The sequence below is a fragment of the Haemophilus parainfluenzae genome (genome assembly GCF_003252725.1).
In the GTDB taxonomy this organism is placed as follows: Bacteria; Pseudomonadota; Gammaproteobacteria; order Enterobacterales; family Pasteurellaceae; genus Haemophilus_D; species Haemophilus_D parainfluenzae_L.
In genome coordinates this window covers 14,316-35,283 of record NZ_QEPO01000005.1, presented here as the reverse complement: position 1 = coordinate 35,283, position 20,968 = coordinate 14,316, and the positions used below count along the sequence as shown (strand labels likewise).

At 40.4% G+C, this 20,968-nt stretch carries 21 protein-coding genes; 19 read left to right on the top strand and 2 right to left on the bottom strand.

Annotated features, from left to right (window positions below):
- The first annotated feature begins 78 nt into the window (after nt 1-78).
- The 3 genes from glmU (at nt 79) to ispH (ending at nt 2,998) form a co-directional block, all read left to right on the top strand.
- Nucleotides 79-1,449 carry a bifunctional UDP-N-acetylglucosamine diphosphorylase/glucosamine-1-phosphate N-acetyltransferase GlmU gene (gene glmU, locus DPV85_RS06975; protein WP_111327524.1) on the top strand — a complete coding sequence of 457 codons (1,371 nt, stop codon included), beginning with the start codon at nt 79-81 and terminating at the stop codon, nt 1,447-1,449.
- Nucleotides 1,450-1,565: 116 nt separating this feature from the next.
- On the top strand, nt 1,566-2,057 hold the full coding sequence (lspA, locus tag DPV85_RS06970; RefSeq protein WP_049364771.1) for a signal peptidase II: 492 nt from the start codon (nt 1,566-1,568) through the stop codon (nt 2,055-2,057).
- On the top strand, nt 2,054-2,998 hold the full coding sequence (gene ispH / locus DPV85_RS06965) for a 4-hydroxy-3-methylbut-2-enyl diphosphate reductase (protein ID WP_111327523.1): 945 nt from the start codon (nt 2,054-2,056) through the stop codon (nt 2,996-2,998). Before lspA ends, ispH begins: the two co-directional genes overlap by 4 nt.
- A gap of 48 nt (nt 2,999-3,046) precedes the next feature.
- Here the strand turns inward: ispH and copM are convergent, their stop codons facing one another.
- Nucleotides 3,047-3,418, bottom strand: coding sequence for a CopM family metallochaperone (gene copM, locus DPV85_RS06960; RefSeq protein WP_111327522.1), 372 nt, complete (start codon nt 3,416-3,418; stop codon nt 3,047-3,049).
- A gap of 131 nt (nt 3,419-3,549) precedes the next feature.
- Between copM and rdgB the strand changes: the two genes are divergently transcribed.
- The 7 genes from rdgB (at nt 3,550) to DPV85_RS06925 (ending at nt 9,905) form a co-directional block, all read left to right on the top strand.
- The gene (rdgB, locus tag DPV85_RS06955; protein ID WP_111327521.1) at nt 3,550-4,149 is read left to right on the top strand and encodes an RdgB/HAM1 family non-canonical purine NTP pyrophosphatase; all 600 of its coding nucleotides are present in this window, start codon (nt 3,550-3,552) and stop codon (nt 4,147-4,149) included.
- A 38-nt stretch (nt 4,150-4,187) separates the two neighbouring features.
- Nucleotides 4,188-4,505 carry a heavy metal-binding domain-containing protein gene (locus DPV85_RS06950; protein WP_005695251.1) on the top strand — a complete coding sequence of 106 codons (318 nt, stop codon included), beginning with the start codon at nt 4,188-4,190 and terminating at the stop codon, nt 4,503-4,505.
- Nucleotides 4,506-4,650: 145 nt separating this feature from the next.
- A complete protein-coding gene (locus DPV85_RS06945) occupies nt 4,651-5,043 on the top strand; it encodes a helix-hairpin-helix domain-containing protein (RefSeq protein WP_111327520.1) in 393 nt (130 codons plus the stop codon).
- Nucleotides 5,044-5,255: 212 nt separating this feature from the next.
- Nucleotides 5,256-6,110 (top strand): formate transporter FocA, encoded by an 855-nt coding sequence (gene focA / locus DPV85_RS06940; protein WP_111327519.1) that lies wholly within the window; start codon nt 5,256-5,258, stop codon nt 6,108-6,110.
- Between the two features lie 55 nt (nt 6,111-6,165).
- The gene (gene pflB / locus DPV85_RS06935; RefSeq protein WP_165816487.1) at nt 6,166-8,478 is read left to right on the top strand and encodes a formate C-acetyltransferase; all 2,313 of its coding nucleotides are present in this window, start codon (nt 6,166-6,168) and stop codon (nt 8,476-8,478) included.
- A 129-nt stretch (nt 8,479-8,607) separates the two neighbouring features.
- Nucleotides 8,608-9,348 (top strand): pyruvate formate lyase 1-activating protein, encoded by a 741-nt coding sequence (gene pflA, locus DPV85_RS06930; protein ID WP_049364777.1) that lies wholly within the window; start codon nt 8,608-8,610, stop codon nt 9,346-9,348.
- 53 nt (nt 9,349-9,401) lie between these two features.
- Nucleotides 9,402-9,905: a surface-adhesin E family protein gene (locus DPV85_RS06925; protein WP_070868327.1), complete on the top strand. Its 504-nt coding sequence runs from the start codon at nt 9,402-9,404 to the stop codon at nt 9,903-9,905.
- A 121-nt stretch (nt 9,906-10,026) separates the two neighbouring features.
- Here DPV85_RS06925 and efp read toward each other — a convergent pair whose 3' ends face one another.
- Complete coding sequence (gene efp / locus DPV85_RS06920) at nt 10,027-10,593, bottom strand: elongation factor P (RefSeq protein WP_007241760.1); 567 nt, start codon at nt 10,591-10,593, stop codon at nt 10,027-10,029.
- A 36-nt stretch (nt 10,594-10,629) separates the two neighbouring features.
- On the opposite strand from efp, the gene epmB reads away from it, so the two are divergent.
- From epmB to DPV85_RS06875, 9 genes are all read left to right on the top strand, one after another.
- The gene (epmB, locus tag DPV85_RS06915) at nt 10,630-11,646 is read left to right on the top strand and encodes an EF-P beta-lysylation protein EpmB (RefSeq protein ID WP_111327578.1); all 1,017 of its coding nucleotides are present in this window, start codon (nt 10,630-10,632) and stop codon (nt 11,644-11,646) included.
- A gap of 74 nt (nt 11,647-11,720) precedes the next feature.
- The gene (gene oapA / locus DPV85_RS06910; protein ID WP_111327517.1) at nt 11,721-13,115 is read left to right on the top strand and encodes an opacity-associated protein OapA; all 1,395 of its coding nucleotides are present in this window, start codon (nt 11,721-11,723) and stop codon (nt 13,113-13,115) included.
- Between the two features lie 105 nt (nt 13,116-13,220).
- Nucleotides 13,221-13,628, top strand: a complete 408-nt coding sequence (locus tag DPV85_RS06905) for an MliC family protein (RefSeq protein ID WP_049364780.1) — start codon at nt 13,221-13,223, stop codon at nt 13,626-13,628.
- Between the two features lie 7 nt (nt 13,629-13,635).
- Nucleotides 13,636-14,340, top strand: coding sequence for a DNA repair protein RecO (gene recO, locus DPV85_RS06900; RefSeq protein WP_111327516.1), 705 nt, complete (start codon nt 13,636-13,638; stop codon nt 14,338-14,340).
- 36 nt (nt 14,341-14,376) lie between these two features.
- Nucleotides 14,377-15,687 (top strand): 23S rRNA (uracil(1939)-C(5))-methyltransferase RlmD, encoded by a 1,311-nt coding sequence (rlmD, locus tag DPV85_RS06895; RefSeq protein WP_111327515.1) that lies wholly within the window; start codon nt 14,377-14,379, stop codon nt 15,685-15,687.
- Nucleotides 15,688-15,788: 101 nt separating this feature from the next.
- Entirely contained in the window at nt 15,789-18,038 is a 2,250-nt protein-coding gene (relA, locus tag DPV85_RS06890; protein ID WP_111327514.1) for a GTP diphosphokinase, read from the top strand.
- A 20-nt stretch (nt 18,039-18,058) separates the two neighbouring features.
- Entirely contained in the window at nt 18,059-18,415 is a 357-nt protein-coding gene (locus tag DPV85_RS06885; RefSeq protein WP_005698040.1) for a diacylglycerol kinase, read from the top strand.
- Nucleotides 18,416-18,563: 148 nt separating this feature from the next.
- Nucleotides 18,564-19,820 carry a GntP family permease gene (locus tag DPV85_RS06880; protein ID WP_111327513.1) on the top strand — a complete coding sequence of 419 codons (1,257 nt, stop codon included), beginning with the start codon at nt 18,564-18,566 and terminating at the stop codon, nt 19,818-19,820.
- 14 nt (nt 19,821-19,834) lie between these two features.
- Nucleotides 19,835-20,965 carry a glycerate kinase gene (locus tag DPV85_RS06875; protein ID WP_111327512.1) on the top strand — a complete coding sequence of 377 codons (1,131 nt, stop codon included), beginning with the start codon at nt 19,835-19,837 and terminating at the stop codon, nt 20,963-20,965.
- Nucleotides 20,966-20,968 lie beyond the last annotated feature (3 nt).

Here is a 20,968-nt window from a genome sequence, read left to right as displayed (position 1 = left end):
GAAAATTAAATGGCTTATCATATTCTCCATTCTACGATAGAATACGCCCAAATTTTTTTACAAAGAAGAGAAGAATTTATGACAAATAAAGCATTAAGCGTGGTGATTTTAGCGGCTGGCAAAGGCACTCGTATGTATTCTGATTTACCTAAAGTCTTGCACAAAGTGGCAGGTAAACCGATGGTAAAACATGTGATCGATACGGCAAATCAATTAGGTGCGGAAAACGTGCATTTGATTTATGGTCACGGTGGCGAATTAATGCGTGAACGTTTGGCAAATGAAAGTGTGAATTGGGTATTCCAAGCTGAACAATTGGGTACAGGACATGCTATGCAGCAAGCGATGCCTTTTTTCCGTGATGATGAAAATGTTTTAATGGTGTATGGCGATGGCCCAATGATTACACCGGAAACATTGCAAAAATTAATCGATGCGAAACCTGAAAATGGTATCGCAGTGTTAACGGTCGTATTAGATAACCCAACAGGTTATGGTCGAATCGTACGTGAAAATGGCAAAGTTGTAGGGATTGTTGAACAAAAAGATGCAACGCCTGAGCAACTCAAAATTCAAGAGATTAATACAGGTGTGTTAGTTTCAGATGGTGCAAGTTTCAAAAAATGGTTAGCGCGTTTAGATAATAATAATGCACAAGGCGAGTTTTATATTACTGATGTAATTGGCTTAGCTCATCAAGATGGTTGTCCGATTGTAGCTGTTCAAGCAACTGATTTTATGGAAGTTGAAGGGGTAAATAATCGCCTACAATTAGCCAAAATGGAACGCTATTATCAATGTAAACAAGCAGAAAAACTTTTACTTGCAGGCGTGATGTTGATTGATCCTGAGCGTTTTGATTTACGCGGCACATTAGAGCACGGTAAAGATGTTGAGATTGATGTGAACGTAATTGTGGAAGGCAATGTGCGCTTGGGTGACCGTGTAAAAATCGGTGCAGGTTGTGTATTGAAAAACGTGACTATTGGTGATGATGTTGAGATCAAGCCTTATTCTGTTTTAGAAGATGCCACAATTGGTGAGAAAGCGGCGATTGGTCCATTCTCTCGTTTACGTCCAGGTGCTGCATTAGCGGCTGAAACCCATGTGGGTAACTTTGTAGAAATTAAAAAATCCACAGTGGGTAAAGGTTCTAAAGTCAACCACCTTACTTATGTGGGTGATACTGAAATCGGTGAAAACTGTAACATCGGTGCGGGTGTCATTACTTGTAACTATGACGGTGCAAATAAATTTAAAACAATCATTGGTAACAATGTTTTTGTTGGCTCAGATACGCAGTTAGTTGCACCAGTTACTGTAGCCGATGGCGCAACGATCGGTGCGGGCTCAACGATTACTCAAAATATTGAGAAAGATGAGCTTGTGATTACTCGTGTGCCTCAACGTCATATTCAAGGTTGGCAAAGACCAGTGAAGAAAAAGTAATTAACATTGAAAGGCGAACCAATGTGTTCGCCTTTTATGATTTGATGCCTTTTGCTTTATAAAGGCTATTCGAGTTGTTAAAATCATCGTCCATTTATAAAGACAGATAATTTCCTATGACAAAAAATAAAACAGGACTTTCATTCCTTTGGTTAAGTGCGGTTGCATTTATCCTTGATTTACTGACCAAATATATCGTAGTGCAACGCTTTGATCTCTATGAAAGTGTGAACATATTGCCCGTTTTTAATTTAACCTATGTGCGTAACTATGGCGCAGCGTTTAGCTTCCTTGCGGAACATGATGGTTGGCAGAAATATTTCTTTATCGTGCTTGCAATTGGGATTTCTTTAATGCTGGCTTACTTTATGAAAAAGAATTCTGCAGAACAAAAATTACAAAACTCAGCTTATGCACTGATTATTGGTGGTGCTTTAGCCAATATGGTAGATCGTGTGTATAACGGTTTTGTGGTGGATTTCTTAGATTTTTATTGGGATATTTATCATTATCCGGTATTCAATGTGGCAGATATTGCGATTTGTATTGGTGCGGGTTTATTAGCATTAGATGCCTTTAAAGGTGATAAAAAGAGCGGTCAAAAATGAAGATAATTTTAGCTAACCCTCGCGGATTTTGCGCGGGTGTCGATCGGGCCATTAGCATTGTTGAATTAGCACTTGAAATTCATGGTGCACCGATTTATGTACGTCATGAAGTGGTGCATAACCGTTTTGTGGTAAATGGTTTGCGTGAGCGTGGGGCAATTTTTGTAGAAGAATTAAGTGAAGTGCCAGATGGTGCCATTGTGATTTTCTCCGCTCATGGCGTGTCACAAGCCGTTCGTCAAGAAGCGAAAGATCGCCAGTTAAAAGTATTTGATGCAACTTGTCCGTTGGTAACCAAGGTACATATGCAAGTGGCTCGTGCGAGCCGTAAAGGGACGAAAGCGATTTTGATCGGACACAAAGGCCATCCAGAAGTGGAAGGCACAATGGGGCAGTACAGCAACGAGGAAGGTGGCATTTTCTTAATTGAAAGCGTGGAAGATATTGCTCGTTTGCCAGTTCAAGAAAGTGATGATTTAACCTTTATGACGCAAACCACACTTTCTCTTGATGATACGGCGGAAACTATCAGTGCATTGAAAGACAAATATCCTGCGATTCAAGGTCCGCATAAAAACGATATTTGCTATGCCACAACCAATCGTCAAGAAGCGGTGCGTGAATTAGCAAAACAATGTGATTTAGTGGTTGTTGTAGGTTCTAAAAACTCATCAAATTCTAACCGTTTAGCTGAGTTGGCATCACGTATGGGCGTGAAATCAAAATTGATTGATGATCCAAATGATGTGGCAGCAGATTGGTTTGAAGGCGTTGAAACAATTGGTGTGACTGCGGGGGCTTCAGCACCAGAAGAGTTGGTGCAATCCGTGATTGCTCGATTAAAAGAATTTGGTGCCGATACTATTGAAGAGCTTCAAGGCTTAGAAGAGAATATGTTCTTTGAAGTGCCAAAAGAGTTAAGAATAAAAGAAGTAAACTAATTATATTAAAAAAGTGCGGTTAATTTACCGCACTTTTTTTGTGTTATTTTATTTTTTATTGTGCACTTTAAGCCATTTTTGCATTTGTTCAATTTCTGCCTGTTGAGCGTTAATAATATTCTCAGCAAGCTTACGCATCTCAGGATCTTTTCCGTATTTTAATTCAACTTCCGCCATTTTTACTGCGCCAATATGGTGTGGCAACATACCTGCTGCAAAAGCAACATCAGGATCTTTATATTGCGCAGCTGCCATCATGTCTTGATGCATTTGACTCATACCTTGCATTAATTCTTGTTGCATTGCAGAATCTGTCGACATTGGCATATTCATGTGTGCTTGATGCGATTGTTCATTAGCTTGGGCATAAACTGAAACTGCAGCAGCGCTAAGTGTGATAAAAGTCATAAGTTTTTTCATGTTTTTCTCCTATGTGATAACTGAATGAGCACGAATCATAAACCTTGACCTAAGGTTAAAGTCAATATTTATTCCGAAAATTTTTGGTGAGGTGCTAAAATAAGACAATATTTGATATGAGGGACAGAATCATGAAGCAAAAAATTGTGCTTGCCACTGGCAATAAAGGCAAAGTAAAAGAAATGGCAGACGTATTAGCCGATTTCGGTTTTGAAGTCATTGCTCAGACCGATTTAGGCATTGAAAGTCCAGAAGAAACAGGATTAACGTTTGTTGAAAATGCGATTTTGAAAGCACGTTATGCATCTGAAAAGTCGGGTTTACCGGCTATTGCAGATGATTCAGGTCTGGTAGTCGATGCGTTAAATGGTGCGCCAGGATTGTATTCTGCACGTTATGCCGGTGTGGATGGTGACGAAGCTGATGCGAAAAACCGAGAAAAATTACTGGCAGAATTATCCGATGTTCCAACGGAACGTCGCCAAGCAAAATTTGTGAGTACGATCGTATTATTACAACACCCAAGTGATCCTTCTCCTATCATTGCTCAAGGTGAATGTGACGGGCAGATTATTTATGAAGAAAAAGGTGAAAATGGCTTCGGTTACGACTCACTCTTTTTTAGCCCAGAAAAAGGCTGCACCTTTGCCGAATTAGAAACCGTAGAGAAAAAGAAAATTTCTCATCGTGCGAAGGCATTAGCTGTTTTGAAATCAAAATTAACTGCCTAAAGTGCGGTTGATTTTTAACAAGAATTAAAGGATACAAAATGATTATTACCACTACGCCTAATATTGAAGGGAAACAAATCGTAGAATATAAACAAGTTGTCTTTGGAGAAGTGATTGCAGGGGCAAACTTCATACGTGATTTTTTTGCGGCTATTACCGATGTGATTGGTGGGCGTTCTAGTGTTTATGAGCGTCGTATTAGTCGTGCGCGTCAAGATGCCTTGAAAGAGTTGGAGGAAAAAGCGATTGCTTTAGGGGCAAATGCCGTGGTTGGCGTAGAGATTAATTACGCAACAGTAAGCAATAAAAGTATGTTTATGGTGATTGCAAGTGGCACGGCAGTGGTAGTGCGCTAAGGTCGTTTTTTCATTTATTAAAATGTAATTTTTGCGATCAAGATCGCAAAAGTGCGGTCAATTTCTTGCGTGTTTTTGGTGTTTCTTAAAAATGTCGCTGTTGATATGAATCAACGGTACTTATTTGTTAATAAAGGGCATTTTTATGAAATTGATGAAACATTTATTTAGTTCATTATTTATTGCAGGCGCGATGTTGAGTACACAAGCTATTGCAGAAGAAAATACAGCAGAGCAGGCTCAACCGCAACCGCAACCGCAACCGCAACCGCAAACGCAAACGCAAGTGCAGCAACAAACTGCTGTGCAAGCACCATCACAAACTGTACAACAATCGGTGAGTGATAGATTAAATATCAATACCGCTAGCGCATCAGACATTCAAAAAGCACTGATTGGTATTGGGGCGAAAAAAGCAGAAGCCATTGTGCAGTATCGTGAAAAACACGGTAATTTCACTGTGGCAGAACAACTACTTGAAGTACAAGGCATTGGCAAAGCCACACTAGAGAAAAACCGAGATCGTATCGTGTTTTAATGTTGTTATTTTTATATGAAAAGCGGAATAGTGATATTCCGCTTTTTTATTTTTTGAGCAGAAATTTACCAAAACTTGCAAAATATCAAATTTTTTTGAAATAAATGGGGGATTTCTTGCAATGGTTTTATAAGAGAGTAGAATACCAAATGGGTATAGGAATACCTATGTTGTAGTATAAGAAATAATAAACCAACTATTTGGAGTTAGATATGGCATCAGAAAATTTAAATCAATCTTCTGTTGCTCTCACACCAGTTGAAGCAACGGATTATGCTGAAAGCGTCTCTGCGTATAAAGCGCAAAAACGCCCATTTTTATCATTTCTGTCTGGTATTAGTGCTGGGGCTTGTATTGCTTTGGCCTTTGTATTCTATACGACGACACAAACAGCAAGCGCAGGAGCGCCTTGGGGATTAACCAAGTTAGTCGGTGGGTTAGTCTTCTCTTTAGGCGTAATTATGGTGGTAATTTTAGGATCTGAATTATTCACCTCTTCTACTTTAACCTTAGTTGCCCGCGTAGGCGGTAAGATAACCACAACTCAAATGATCCGAAATTGGATTGTGGTATATTTGGGCAACTTTGTGGGCGGTTTATTTATTGCTGCAGTGATTTGGTTTGGGGGACAAACCATGGCAGCAAATGGTCAATGGGGTTTAACCATTTTGGCAACCGCTCAACATAAGATTCATCATACTTGGTTTGAAGCATTTAACCTTGGTATTTTATGTAACATTATGGTGTGTGTAGCGGTATGGATGTCTTATTCCGGTAAAACTGTTACAGACAAAGCATTTATTATGATCATGCCGATTGGTTTATTTGTCGCATCTGGTTTTGAACACTGTGTGGCAAATATGTTTATGATTCCACTAGGCATTATCACAGCTCATTCTAGTACGCCAGAATTTTGGCAACAAATTGGTGTGGATCCAATGAAATATGCAGATTTAGATCTCTATCATTTCATTGTGAAGAATTTGATTCCAGTAACGTTAGGAAACATTGTGGGTGGTGCAGTTTGTATCGGCTTATTCCAACGTTATTTAACCAAAGCTCACTAATGTACTAACGAACTAAACAAGACTTATTTTTTATCAATTAAAAAAGGAAATGACTATGTCAGAACTTAATGAAGCACAAAAACTTGCGTGGGCAGGATTCGTTGCCGGTGATTGGCAAGAAAACGTCAACGTGCGTGATTTTATTCAAAAGAACTACACCCCGTATGAAGGTGATGATTCTTTCTTAGCAGGTCCAACCGAAGCGACAACAAAACTTTGGGAAACCGTAATGGAAGGAATTAAAGTTGAAAACCGCACACATGCGCCATTAGACTTTGACGAACATACGCCTTCAACGATTACTTCTCACGCACCGGGTTATATCAATAAAGACTTAGAGAAAATCGTAGGTCTTCAAACCGATGCTCCATTAAAACGTGCTATTATGCCATTTGGTGGTATTAAAATGGTGGAAGGGTCATGCAAAATTTACGGTCGTGAATTAGATCCTGAAGTGAAAAAAATCTTCACTGAATATCGTAAAACCCACAACCAAGGTGTATTCGATGTTTATACGCCAGACATTTTACGTTGCCGTAAATCAGGTGTATTAACTGGTCTTCCAGATGCTTACGGTCGTGGCCGTATCATCGGTGACTATCGTCGTGTAGCACTTTATGGTGTTGACTTCTTAATGAAAGATAAATATGCACAATTCTCTTCTTTACAAAAAGACTTAGAAGATGGCGTAAATCTTGAAGCAACTATCCGTTTACGTGAAGAAATCGCAGAACAACACCGCGCATTAGGCCAAATGAAACAAATGGCAGCAAGCTACGGTTACGATATTTCTAACCCTGCAACTAACGCTAAAGAAGCAATTCAATGGATGTACTTTGCTTACTTAGCCGCAATCAAATCACAAAACGGTGCAGCGATGTCATTTGGTCGTACTGCAACCTTTATCGATATCTATATCGAACGTGATTTAAAAGCAGGTAAACTTACTGAAACTGAAGCGCAAGAATTAGTTGACCACTTAGTCATGAAACTTCGTATGGTTCGTTTCTTACGTACACCTGAATACGATCAATTGTTCTCTGGTGACCCAATGTGGGCAACTGAAACCATCGCAGGTATGGGTTTAGATGGCCGTACATTAGTAACCAAAAATACATTCCGTATTTTACACACCCTTTACAACATGGGTACTTCTCCAGAACCAAACTTAACCATTCTTTGGTCTGAACAATTACCTGAAAACTTCAAACGTTTCTGTGCGAAAGTATCGATTGATACCTCATCAGTTCAATATGAAAACGATGATTTAATGCGTCCAGACTTCAACAATGATGACTACGCAATCGCATGTTGTGTATCACCAATGGTTGTTGGTAAACAAATGCAATTCTTCGGTGCGCGTGCGAACTTAGCGAAAACATTGTTATACGCAATCAACGGCGGTATCGATGAAAAATTAGGTATGCAAGTAGGTCCGAAAACTGCACCAATTACTGATGAAGTGTTAGATTTCGATACCGTAATGACCCGTATGGATAGCTTTATGGATTGGTTGGCAAAACAATATGTGACCGCCTTAAACATCATCCACTATATGCATGATAAATATTCATACGAAGCTGCATTAATGGCATTACATGACCGTGATGTATACCGTACTATGGCTTGTGGTATCGCCGGTCTTTCTGTTGCAGCAGACTCACTTTCAGCAATTAAATATGCGAAAGTTAAACCAGTTCGTGGTGACATCAAAGATAAAGATGGCAATGTTGTAGCAAGCAACGTCGCGATCGACTTCGAAATCGAAGGTGAATATCCACAATATGGTAATAACGACAACCGTGTAGATGACATCGCTTGTGATTTAGTTGAACGTTTCATGAAGAAAATTCAAAAACTTAAAACTTACCGCAACGCTGTGCCTACACAATCTGTATTAACCATTACTTCTAACGTAGTTTATGGTAAGAAAACAGGTAACACCCCAGATGGTCGTCGCGCAGGTGCACCATTCGGACCTGGTGCAAACCCAATGCACGGTCGTGACCAAAAAGGTGCGGTAGCATCATTAACTTCTGTAGCTAAACTTCCATTTGCTTATGCGAAAGATGGTATTTCTTATACCTTCTCAATCGTACCAAATGCGTTAGGTAAAGATCCAGAAGCACAACGTCGCAACCTTGCTGGATTAATGGATGGTTACTTCCACCACGAAGCAGCAGTAGAAGGTGGTCAACACTTAAATGTGAACGTATTAAACCGTGAAATGTTATTAGATGCGATGGAAAATCCGGACAAATATCCGCAATTAACTATTCGTGTATCTGGTTACGCAGTACGTTTCAACTCTTTAACTAAAGAGCAACAACAAGACGTCGTCACTCGTACATTCACAGAATCGTTCTAAAACACGATAAAATTTAACCGCACTTTAGCGGGAACATAAAAATTATGAGCCTGATTTAAGTCAGGCTCATTTTTTATAGATGATATTTTTGGTAAAATTTAGCTAGATTTATTTTTTGGAAATTTATGTATGTCTGTTCTAGGAAGAATTCACTCCTTTGAATCCTGTGGAACCGTGGATGGTCCCGGCATTCGTTTTATTTTATTTATGCAAGGCTGTTTAATGCGTTGCAAATATTGCCACAATCGTGATACTTGGGATCTTGATGGTGGTCGCGAAATCAGTGTGGAAGAACTTATGAAAGAAGTGGTGAGTTATCGTCACTTTATGAATGCAACCGGTGGTGGTGTAACAGCATCAGGTGGTGAAGCCATTCTTCAAGCTGAGTTTGTACGAGATTGGTTCCGAGCTTGTAAAGCAGAAGGCATTAATACTTGTTTAGATACTAATGGGTTTGTACGTCATTATGATCACATTATTGATGAACTGATCGATGTAACCGATCTTGTTTTGCTTGATTTAAAAGAACTTAACGATCAAGTACACCAAAACCTTATTGGTGTACCAAATAAACGGACACTTGAGTTTGCGAAATATCTGCAAAAACGTAATCAGCGAACCTGGATTCGTTATGTAGTAGTTCCAGGTTATACCGATAACGATCATGATGTTCATTTGCTCGGACAGTTTATTGAAGGTATGACCAATATTGAAAAAGTCGAACTTCTCCCTTATCATCGATTAGGTGCTCATAAATGGAAAACCCTCGGCTTTGAGTATGAGCTCGCAGATGTTTTGCCACCGACGAAAGAATCGCTTGAACATATCAAAACGATTCTTGAAGGATATGGACATACGGTAAAATATTAAGCTAAGGTATAAAAAGATTAACAGCAGGCTTTAGAAAGCTTTAAGGAGGAAAAATGAAAAAATTAGCATTAACGTTTTTAGGTGTAGCCCTTTTAGCAGGCTGTTCAGCTGTTCAATCGCCAGTTACACAAGAAGAGGTGACATTAACGCCTCCTTCAAAAGATAGAGTAGGGTATGTTCGATTAGTAAAAGATAAAAATTACTACATTGATACTGATTCAATTTGGGTGGACAACCAAGATTTAAATCAAGTGCATTTTGATGCGGTGGTGAATTTGGATAAAGGTTTATATGTGTATCCAAATGAGAAAAGACGTTATGCACGTTCTGTTCGCCAATATAAAATCTTAAACTGTAAGAACTACCATTTAACCCAAGTTCGTACTGATTTTTATGATGATTTCTGGGGCGAAGGTTTGCGTGCCGCACCGAAAAAACAAGAAAAATACACAATTAGCTTAAAACCTAATACAACGCTCTATGCGGCTGCACAAATCATTTGTGTGAACTCAGATAGAAAACCTTCTTTAGAGTTAGAAGGCTCAAAAGCAAAATAATCAATCAAAGTGCGGTTAGGAATAACCGCATTTTTTATATCACTGAAACTAATGCACAAACAATAAAAAACGGCCAATATTCATTAAATATTGACCGTTCTTTTTATCTTATAATGAAAGATTATTTCACACGAGAAACGTATTCGCCTGAACGAGTATCGACTTTAATCACTTCACCAATTTGAACGAAAAGAGGCACTTTCACCACTGCGCCAGTGCTTAATGTCGCTGGTTTACCGCCTGTACCTGCAGTATCACCTTTAAGACCTGGGTCTGTATCGATGATTTCTAATTCTACGAAGTTTGGTGGTGTGATGCTGATTGGCGCACCATTCCATAAAGTCACGATACAATCTGCTTGGTCTAATAACCATTTTTCTGCGTCGCCTACTGCTTTTGCATCAGCAGAGTATTGTTCGAATGTTTCTGGGTGCATGAAGTACCAGAATGCATCATCTTTGTATGAATAAGTCAGGTTAAGATCCATAACATCAGCAGCTTCAACCGAAGTACCAGATTTGAAGTTTACATCTAATACTTTGCCTGAAATTAATTTACGAATACGAGTACGAGTAAAAGCTTGGCCTTTACCTGGTTTAACGAATTCGTTTTCAACGATCACACAAGGCTCACCGTCTTGCATAAATTTTAGACCTGGTTTGAAATCACTGGTAGTATATGTAGCCATATTAAAAATATCCTAAAAAATAGAGATTGTTTGAAAGTGCGTATTTTAACCCGAAATATTGCGATTAGAGAAGAACAAAATTGGTTAGAAACCCTAAAAAATGCGATTTCTGATCCTAAAATATTACTAAAAACCTTAAATTTACCTGTTGACGATTTTGCCGAGGATATCACTGCTCGTAAACTTTTTGCTATGCGAGTGCCTTTACCTTTTGTTGAAAAAATGGAAAAAGGGAATCCGAAAGACCCACTTTTTTTGCAAGTGATGACGGCTCAACAAGAATTTATTGAAGCGGAAGGTTTTAGCCAAGATCCTTTAGATGAGCAGCAAAAAAATGCGGTGCCTAATATTCTGCATAAATATCAAAATCGCTTGCTTTTCATGGCAAAAGGAGGCTGCGCGGTTAACTGTCGCTATTGTTTCCGTCGCCATTTTCCTTATGATCAAAACCCAGGCAATAAAACGAGTTGGCAACAAGCAATAGACTATATTGCGGTCCATTCAGAAATTGAAGAAGTGATTTTTTCGGGTGGCGATCCGATGATGGCAAAGGATAGTGAATGGGCATGGCTATTAGAACGCCTTGAAAAAATACCGCACTTACAGCGTTTACGTATTCACTCTCGTTTGCCAGTCGTGATCCCAGATCGCATTACGGATGAATTTTGTGATTTATTGCTAAAAAGCCCATTACAAGCGGTGTTTGTAACACATATCAATCATCCAAATGAAATTGATGAGGCGCTCTCTTTGGCTATGCAAAAACTGGCAGGTGCTAAAGTCACGTTACTCAACCAATCAGTCCTTTTAAAGGATGTGAATGATAATCCACATACATTAAAAGTATTAGGCGATAAGCTGTTTCAATCGGGTATTCTGCCTTATTACTTACATTTATTGGATAAAGTGCAGGGGGCAAGCCATTTTTATATCTCAGATGAGAAAGCATTACAAATTTACAAAGAATTACAGGCTCTCACTTCTGGCTATTTAGTGCCCAAATTAGCACGAGAAATCGGCGGAGAGCCAAATAAGACTTTATACACAGCTTAAGATCCGATAAAATACGACTCAATTTTTCACCGCACTTTTGTGCGATCTTTAGTTTAGCAAATCGAGGTAATACCGTGGATAATAAAAATCAACCTAACGACAATTCATCTCAAAATGAATTAGATTTAGGATTTAATCACTCTGACTCTGTGACACCAAGAAAGCCGGTTCAACAAAGTGGCTCAATTTTTGATAAAGCCAAAGGTTTATTTGGTAAAAAAGAACAGCCAGATACGCAATTCCATGTTCGTCGCGAGCCAACTTTTGGCGCGGCAGCAAGCCAACCTTTTTCTCCTTCTCAAGCATTCCAAAGTGAAAATGCTGAACAGTCAGCACCATCAAGTGCTTTCGGAGCTCAAGAGCCCGTTGAAAATGTTCAAGTAGAAAACGTAGCGGAAGAAAAAGTGATTTTTGAAAATTCACCTGCAGAAGAGATTGTGGAAGAAGTGACAACTCAAGCAGAAACCGTTGCACCGGCAGTAACCACTGCGGCAGCAAGCTTGAAATCACCTGAAAAATGGAAGGTTTTACAAATGTTACCAGAAAAACATCGCCGTTTATTTATTGCTATTTTGGGTTTAGTGGTATTGTTGATCATTTTCTTCACCCTAAAACCAAATTCAGATACGGTGGAGTCTTTTGAACAACAAACCAGTAATGAAATTCCAGTTCAATTCCAATCATTGGATCAGTCTCAACCGGTTGAAACCACCGTATTAGATAACAATAACAATGCAGCGCCGGCAACAACGGAGCAAGCCGCAAATGAAGCTAAATCAGATGCTCCTCCAGCCATGGAGTATGTAGGTGATAAAGCAGATTCTGCGAAATCACAGCCTGCAGAGCCTGCACAACAAACTGTTGCTCAACAACCAGCGACACAACCTGCGCCGGTTCAACCAGCTGTTGCACCAGCTCCAGTTAAAGAACCTGTGAAAATAGTACAACCAACTGTAGAAAAACATACCGCAATGGTTGAACATAAAGTAGAACCACGTCGTGAACAGACACCAGTGGTTCAAGAGAAAAAACAACCTAAACCAGTAACTGAAAAGGCGACAGCTCAACCGACTCAAACTGTGAAAAAAGAGTCAAGCAAAATTCAAGAAGGTAAACCTGTTGCTACTAAAGACAGTAAGGTTCAAATTGTGGAAGCGAAATCAGCAACCCACAATGCGGTGAAAGCAGCTGAACCAGCAGCACAAACCGCTTCAACCGGTGCAACAAAAACATTAACGGTGCCGCAAGGTGTTTCACTGATGCAAGTATTCCGTGATAATAAACTGAATATTTCAGATGTGAATGCCATGACAAAAGCAAGTGGTGCAGGTAATGCATTAAGCAGTTTCAAACCTGGTGATAAAGTACAGGTATCTGTGAATAGTCAAGGCCGAGTGAGTGAGCTTCGTTTATCAAATGGCGGTAAGTTCATTCGTCAAGCCGATGGTTCATATCAGTATAAAAAATAATTTTTAGTGGGCGAGTAATCGCCCATTTTTCTAGATAAGATTGTTTATCCTTGCTCATTTCGCAAAGTGAGCAATCATAAACAACCCTTGATGGAAATAGAATTCATGTTAAAAAAATTAAGCGTAATTTTGACCGCACTTTGTCTTTCTGCTTGTTCACAAAATGTTGAATTAAGCAAACCAGCACCACAGAAAATGAAAGTGCAAACCGTTGATAAAAAATCCCAAAAGGGTTCAGCGACGGTTTATTTGTGTAAAGGCAATAAAGAAGTGAGTGTGGTTCATACCAAGCAAAAACAGAAAAGTAAAAAAACACTCAGTCAGGTGACCGTTACTTTTAATGATGTAACCGAAAAATTGACACGAGTGATTTCTGAGCGTGGGAGAAATTATGCGAATATTCGTTGGTATTGGCAGGAGCGTGATGACTTCAGTCAATTACAAACTAGCGTAGGTGAAGTGCTCGCAGAACGCTGTGTTAAACAACCAAGTGAATTAAAATCAGGCAAATAATTCTTTTATGGATCTCCAACGCGGCTTTGTGTTACATCGTCGTCCTTATAGTGAAACCAGCCTTTTGGTGGATTTATTCACTGAAGAAACGGGACGTTTGACGGTTATTGCAAAAGGTGCACGTGCGAAACGTTCGGCATGGAAATCTGTCTTACAGCCTTTTACGCCATTGCTTCTTCGTTGGTCAGGAAAAGGTGCATTAAAAACACTCACGAAAGCAGAGCCCGCAGCAATTACGTTGCCTTTGCAGCAAACGGCTTTATATAGCGGATTTTATGTAAATGAGCTGATTACTCGAGTGATCGAGCCCGAAACGGCCAATCCACAACTTTTTCAGCATTATCTTCAATGCTTAACAGGCTTAGCCACTCAACCACAGGTTGAGCCTACACTGCGTCTATTTGAATTTCATTTACTTAAAATATTAGGTTATGGCATTGATTTTTTGCATTGTGCTGGCTCAGGTTTGCCAGTGGATGAATCGATGACTTACCAATACCGTGCTGAAAAGGGTTTTATCGCATCGTTGGTGAAAGATAACTTGACCTTTTATGGTCGAGATTTACTCGCCTTTGAGCGTTTAGAATTCACCGATGAGGCGGTCTTACAATCGGCAAAACGTTTTACCCGCATCGCGCTTAAGCCTTATTTAGGTGATAAGCCACTGAAAAGCCGAGAATTATTTACGCAAAATGTACTTTATTTAAAATAATCCCTTTCTTTGATACAAATAGATTAAGACACCATCATGGCTTTACCTTACGCTCCACAAAAAAAACAGAAAACCACGCAAAAAATCGTCGCTGAAATTCAGGATTTAGATTATCAAGGATTAGGCGTAGCCAAAATTCAAGGTAAAACCTGGTTCATTGAAAATGCCTTACCAACGGAAAAAGTGGAAGCGGTAGTGATCGATGAAAAACGTCAATATGGATTAGCCAATGCTCAAAAGTGGCTACAAGAGAGTAATCAGCGTGTTGAGCCACAATGTCGTTATTATGGGCGTTGTGGTGGATGCCAAGGCCAGCATATTCCTGTGGAAATGCAACGTAAAGCGAAAGAGAAAGCCCTTTTTTCTCGTTTAAGTAAACTGCAAGCAGAGCCCATTCAATTAATGCCCATGATTTGTGGTGAACAATGGGGCTATCGTCGTCGTGTCCGATTAAGTTTGCTGTGGGATGCTAAAAACAAAACCGTTGAAATGGGATTTCGTCAGAAAAACTCCAATCAGTTAGTCAGCATTCAGCAATGCTTAGTGGCAGAGCAAGCAATCAATGATTTGATTCCCAAATTGACCGCACTTTTGGCGCAATATTCAGCCCCGAAACAATTAGGACATATTGAATTAGTTTCAGCAGAGAATGGCGTAGCCATGTTATTACGCTATAAGGGAAATTTAGCCGAAACTGACCGTACTTTGTTGCTCGAGTTTGCTCATATAAATGCTGTAAATTTGTTTTTACAAGATGATCAAAGTCTTCAACTTGTGCATGGTGAAATGCCTTATTATGCGTTAGATGATATTCGCTTATCTTTCGATATCCGCGATTTTATTCAAGTGAATACACACTTAAATCAACAAATGGTTGAGACTGCTTTAGATTGGCTTGATTTGAATCAGGACGATCACGTTTTAGATTTGTTCTGTGGCATGGGCAATTTCACGTTACCTTTGGCCAAACGCGTGAAAAGTGCGGTTGGAATTGAAGGTGTTTTTGACATGGTTCAAAAAGCCCAATTGAATGCACAGTTTAACCATATTGAGAATGTTGAATTTTATCAAGCCGATTTAGACCAAGCTTTTTCAGAACAACCTTGGGCAAAACAACATTTCAATAAAATTCTTCTCGATCCGCCTCGTAGCGGTGCGGCTTTTGCACTGAATGCGTTATGTGAGCTTGGTGCAGAAAGCATTCTTTATGTATCTTGCAACCCTGCAACCTTAGTACGAGATGCAGAAATTCTCCGATCTTTCGGTTATCGTATCATCAAAACGGCCATGATTGATATGTTCCCGCATACCAGTCATTTGGAGTCAGTGACATTATTTATCAAATAAGGTGTAAATTCTGATAGAATAGTCAGACTTTTTTGTTGTCTTAAAAAGACAACTCGGTTGACAGGATGTTGCCGAGCCATATTCATCAACAAGGGGGTATTATGGTTGCAGTTCGTGGTTCTCACTTATCTAATCCACATGATTTTGTGATCGAACAATGGTGTTCGAGCCTTAAACTTGCTGCCCCCGTAGAAAAGTCTCTGATTGATGCATGGTATTATGCTCAAGCCAAAATAGCCGAACATGCCGATCAAATGGAGAATGCCATTCTCACATTGCAATCTGGTGTGGAAATGGTGGAAATTCTGCATGAAATGAATATGGATAGCGAAAGCTTGCTCACCGCCATGTTATTCCCATTAGTGGCAAACCGAATTGTCGATTGGGAGCAAATTCAAGAACATTTCGGCCCTAAAATCACCAAACTGCTTAAAGGTGTGGAGGAGATGGATAATATCCGTCAGCTCAACGCCAGTCATTCAGCCAATGCTTCTCAAGTGGATAACGTGCGCCGTATGCTCCTTGCGATGGTGGACGATTTCCGCTGTGTGATCATCAAACTTGCCGAACGTATTACCTTTCTTCGCGATGCGGAAAATCATTTTTGCGAAGAAGAAAAAGTGTTGGCAGCCAAAGAGTGTTCCAATATTTATGCTCCGTTGGCGAACCGTTTAGGTATCGGTCAATTGAAATGGGAACTTGAAGATTACTGCTTCCGTTATTTGCATCCAGAACAATATCGAAATATCGCCAAATTATTACATGAGCGTCGTTTAGATCGTGAGCAGTATATTACTGATTTTGTGACAGAATTAACCGGTTATTTAAAAGAAAATATTGATCAGGTTGAGGCTTACGGTCGTCCAAAACATATCTATAGCATTTGGCGAAAAATGCAAAAGAAACATCTGGAATTCAGTGGTTTATATGATGTAAGAGCGGTCAGAGTTATTGTGCAAAAATTGCAGGATTGTTATACCGCGCTTGGTATCGTACACACTCATTTCAAACATTTACCAAAAGAATTTGATGACTATGTTGCCAATCCAAAACCGAATGGCTATCAATCCATTCATACTGTGGTATTGGGCAAAGGTGGTAAGCCGATTGAAGTGCAAATTCGTACTCAACAAATGCATGATGATGCGGAGCTTGGCGTTGCCGCACACTGGAAATACAAAGAGGGGACAACAGGTAGTCTTTCAGCTTACGAAGAAAAAATCACTTGGTTGCGTAAATTACTAGCATGGCAAGATGATATTACGGATTCTGGCGAAGTGATGGCGGAATTGCGCAGCCAAGTCTTTGATGACCGAGTATATGTGTTTACGCCAAAAGGTGAAGTGGTTGATTTACCCGCGGGATCAACCCCTCTCGATTTTGCTTATGCGATCCACAGTGAAATTGGTCACCGTTGTATTGGGGCGAAAGTTGGGGGACGTATTGTGCCATTCACCTATCACCTACAAATGGGTGAGCAAGTGGATATTATCACGCAGAAAAATCCTAACCCAAGCCGAGATTGGGTCAACCCGAACTTAGGCTTTACCTATACTTCAAAAGCGCGTGCGAAAATCCAAGCGTGGTTTAAGAAACAAGATCGTGATAAAAACGTTCCAGCTGGTAAAGAGCAGTTAGATAATGAACTTGCTCGTTTGAATATCAGTTTGAAACAGGTTGAGCAGCTTGCCTTGCCTCGTTATAACTTAAGAAATCTCGAAGATTTATACGCGGGCATTGGTAGCGGAGATATTCGCTTAAATCAGTTGATGAATTTCTTGCAAAGCCGATTGATCAAAGTGACGGCTGAAGAAGCAGATCAAGAAATTCTCCGCCATGTGGCGAGTAAAAGCGCGAATACTGCACAGCAAAAGGCGCAACAGAAAGCCGAGCAACAACAGAATAAAAGTTATGTGATCGTTGAAGGGGTCGGTAATTTAATGCACCATATGGCGCGTTGTTGTCAGCCTATTCCAGGTGATGCCATTGCAGGCTACATTACGATGGGACGAGGTATTTCAATTCATCGTTGCGATTGTGAACAGTTTATTGAATTACAAGCTGCCCATCCGGAACGTGTAGTGGAAGCCCTTTGGGGAGATAATTATGCGGCTGGTTTTCATATTAATATTCGCATTGTGGCCAGTGATCGCAACGGTTTATTACGCGATATTACGACCGTGCTCGCGAATGAAAAAGTCAGCGTGTTAGGGGTTTCAAGCCGTGCGGACACCAAAAAACAAGTGGCAACGATGGATATGGAAATTGAACTGAAAAATGTCGAAAGTTTAAGTAAAATACTGGCTAGATTAGCGAAGTTAGACGACGTTATCGAAGCAAAACGTTTATAGATTACAACATAGGAACTTTTATGTATAAAACCACGGGATTAACCCATTTAATTAACTCTACAAAATATTCTTTGCAAGGCTTAAAAAGCGCATTCAAAAATGAAACCGCATTTCGCCACGAATGTTTTCTTGCGTGTATTATGATTCCGCTCGCCTTTTGGCTGGGTGACACTAAAATTGAAATTGCCTTGATGATTTCATCGGTTTTACTCGTGATGGCAGTAGAGCTGTTAAATAGTGCAGTTGAAGCGGTGGTGGATCGTATTGGCACAGAACGCCATGAACTTTCAGGGAGAGCCAAAGACCAAGGCTCAGCAGCGGTATTCATTGCACTTTGCATTGTTGTCGTGGTTTGGGGAAGTATTTTATTTTTCTAAAGTGCGGTCAATTTTCAGTAACAATTTCGGCTTATGTGTTTTACATAAGCCGTTTTTGTAGGTGGAAGTCGGACAAGATTTTATTCCTCTGCTTTTGCTGATATAAATAAGAAAGATTTTTGCATATTCATATCAACAGGAGGACGCTATGCCAACAGTCTCAGCCTTAGGTGCGCTCATTGCACTCATTGTCGCTATTTTCCTTATTTTGAAAAAAGTCTCACCAGCCTATGGTATGTTAGTCGGGGCTTTAGTCGGGGGATTAGTTGGCGGCGCTGATTTATCTCAAACCGTGAGTCTCATGATCGGAGGCGCTCAAGGTATCACTACCGCAGTCATGCGAATTCTCGCAGCAGGGGTATTGGCGGGAGTACTGATTGAGTCCGGTGCGGCTAATACCATTGCTGAAACCATTACAAACAAGTTAGGTGAAACAAGAGCATTATTAGCGTTAGCGTTGGCCACATTAATTTTAACCGCCGTTGGTGTATTTATTGATGTTGCCGTGATTACGGTCTCTCCAATCGCCTTAGCACTTGCTCGTCGTACTGACTTATCAAAACCCGCTATTCTCTTAGCGATGATTGGTGGGGGAAAAGCAGGAAACTTAATGTCTCCCAATCCCAATGCAATCGCGGCGGCAGACACATTCCATCTTCCTTTAACGTCAGTGATGATGGCAGGGATTATCCCCGCTATTTTTGGCTTAATATTGACGTATTTTTTAGCAAAACGTTTAAGAAACAAAGGTTCGCGCGTTTCATCCCAAGAGGTTGTCGCAGTGGAAACACAGAATCTACCCTCATTTTTGACCGCACTTGTGGCACCTTTGGTTGCCATCTTCTTACTGGCACTTCGTCCGTTAGTCGATATTAAAGTCGATCCTTTAATCGCTTTACCACTTGGTGGTCTGATTGGCGCATTATGTATGGGCAAGCTTCGTCAAGCCAATAACTATGCGATTAGCGGTTTAGGGAAAATGGCTCCGGTGGCAATTATGCTACTTGGTACGGGGGCTTTAGCCGGTATTATTGCTAATTCCGGTATGAAAGATGTGCTCATTGAAGGCTTAAAACATTCTGGCTTACCTTCTTATATCCTGGCGCCAATTTCAGGTGCACTCATGTCGCTTGCCACAGCATCAACAACTGCAGGGACAGCGGTTGCTTCGAATGTGTTTAGTTCAACGCTATTAGAGTTGGGGGTGAGTAGTCTGGCAGGTGCCGCGATGATTCATGCGGGTGCGACAGTTTTCGATCATATGCCACATGGTTCTTTCTTCCATGCAACTGGTGGTAGCGTAAATATGGACATGAAAGAACGCTTAAAATTGATTCCTTATGAAAGTGCAGTGGGGTTAATTATGACCATTGTGTCCACCTTAATTTTTGGTGTATTTAGTTAGTTTAAGGAGAGAATATGAAAATTGTCATTGCGCCTGATTCATTTAAAGAAAGCTTAACCGCACTTGAAGTGGCTAATGCGATTGAAACAGGCTTTAAACGTATTTTTCCGAATGCCGAATATGTGAAATTACCAATGGCGGATGGTGGTGAAGGTACCGTGCAATCCTTGGTAGATGCAACTCAAGGTCGATTGATTGAAACGGAAGTCACTGCCCCCTTAGGCAATCAAGTAAAAAGCTTTTTCGGTTTATCGGGTGAGGGTAAAACGGCGATTATCGAAATGGCAGCCGCATCGGGATTGCATCTTGTCCCGATAGATAAACGCAATCCTTGTCAAACCACCAGTTTTGGTACAGGGGAGCTAATTAAGCAAGCCCTTGACCTTGGTGTTCAACATATCATTTTAGGAATTGGCGGGAGTGCCACAAATGATGGTGGCGCGGGTATGCTGCAAGCATTAGGCTTACGTTTATTGGATAAAAATGGTCAATCCATTGGCTTTGGTGGCGCAGAATTATCTAAAATTGCTGAAATTCAAATGACTGATTTAGATCCTCGATTGCAATACGTGCAAATCGAAGTAGCTTGTGACGTGAATAATCCACTTTGTGGTGAACGAGGTGCCTCTGCGATTTTTGGTCCACAAAAAGGTGCAACGCCTGAGATGGTGAAAGAACTGGATGAGGCATTAGCTCATTTTGCTAAAATTGCCGAGCGGGATTGTGGTAAACAAATTCAAGAACAACCAGGCGCAGGGGCAGCAGGTGGTATGGGCGGAGGTTTATTGCTCTTACCCAATGTGCAGCTCAAAGCCGGTGTACAGATCGTGTTAGATAATTTGAAACTCGCTGAGCAAGTTAAAGACGCTAATTTAGTCATTACCGGTGAAGGCCGTATGGATGCACAAAGTATCTTAGGTAAGACCCCAATCGGTGTGGCGCGCACGGCGAAACAATTTAATAAGCCAATCATCGCAATCGTAGGTTGTTTACGTGAGGATTATGAAGTGGTGTATAAACATGGCATTGATGCGGTGTTCCCAATTATCCGTAATCTGGGTGATTTACCGACAATTCTCAAGCAAGGTGAGCAGAATTTAGTTTCAACAGCTCAAAATGTGGCAAGATTGCTGTCATTGAAATAAGCT

What these genes read in the sequence shown, in the direction of transcription:
- glmU (WP_111327524.1), top strand. Translation starts at nt 79, where the DNA reads ATGACAAATAAAGCATTAAGCGTGGTGATTTTAGCGGCTGGCAAAGGC.
- lspA (WP_049364771.1), top strand. Translation starts at nt 1,566, where the DNA reads ATGACAAAAAATAAAACAGGACTTTCATTCCTTTGGTTAAGTGCGGTT.
- ispH (WP_111327523.1), top strand. Translation starts at nt 2,054, where the DNA reads ATGAAGATAATTTTAGCTAACCCTCGCGGATTTTGCGCGGGTGTCGAT.
- copM (WP_111327522.1), bottom strand. Translation starts at nt 3,418, where the DNA reads ATGAAAAAACTTATGACTTTTATCACACTTAGCGCTGCTGCAGTTTCA.
- rdgB (WP_111327521.1), top strand. Translation starts at nt 3,550, where the DNA reads ATGAAGCAAAAAATTGTGCTTGCCACTGGCAATAAAGGCAAAGTAAAA.
- DPV85_RS06950 (WP_005695251.1), top strand. Translation starts at nt 4,188, where the DNA reads ATGATTATTACCACTACGCCTAATATTGAAGGGAAACAAATCGTAGAA.
- DPV85_RS06945 (WP_111327520.1), top strand. Translation starts at nt 4,651, where the DNA reads ATGAAATTGATGAAACATTTATTTAGTTCATTATTTATTGCAGGCGCG.
- focA (WP_111327519.1), top strand. Translation starts at nt 5,256, where the DNA reads ATGGCATCAGAAAATTTAAATCAATCTTCTGTTGCTCTCACACCAGTT.
- pflB (WP_165816487.1), top strand. Translation starts at nt 6,166, where the DNA reads ATGTCAGAACTTAATGAAGCACAAAAACTTGCGTGGGCAGGATTCGTT.
- pflA (WP_049364777.1), top strand. Translation starts at nt 8,608, where the DNA reads ATGTCTGTTCTAGGAAGAATTCACTCCTTTGAATCCTGTGGAACCGTG.
- DPV85_RS06925 (WP_070868327.1), top strand. Translation starts at nt 9,402, where the DNA reads ATGAAAAAATTAGCATTAACGTTTTTAGGTGTAGCCCTTTTAGCAGGC.
- efp (WP_007241760.1), bottom strand. Translation starts at nt 10,593, where the DNA reads ATGGCTACATATACTACCAGTGATTTCAAACCAGGTCTAAAATTTATG.
- DPV85_RS06905 (WP_049364780.1), top strand. Translation starts at nt 13,221, where the DNA reads ATGTTAAAAAAATTAAGCGTAATTTTGACCGCACTTTGTCTTTCTGCT.
- recO (WP_111327516.1), top strand. Translation starts at nt 13,636, where the DNA reads ATGGATCTCCAACGCGGCTTTGTGTTACATCGTCGTCCTTATAGTGAA.
- rlmD (WP_111327515.1), top strand. Translation starts at nt 14,377, where the DNA reads ATGGCTTTACCTTACGCTCCACAAAAAAAACAGAAAACCACGCAAAAA.
- relA (WP_111327514.1), top strand. Translation starts at nt 15,789, where the DNA reads ATGGTTGCAGTTCGTGGTTCTCACTTATCTAATCCACATGATTTTGTG.
- DPV85_RS06885 (WP_005698040.1), top strand. Translation starts at nt 18,059, where the DNA reads ATGTATAAAACCACGGGATTAACCCATTTAATTAACTCTACAAAATAT.
- DPV85_RS06880 (WP_111327513.1), top strand. Translation starts at nt 18,564, where the DNA reads ATGCCAACAGTCTCAGCCTTAGGTGCGCTCATTGCACTCATTGTCGCT.
- DPV85_RS06875 (WP_111327512.1), top strand. Translation starts at nt 19,835, where the DNA reads ATGAAAATTGTCATTGCGCCTGATTCATTTAAAGAAAGCTTAACCGCA.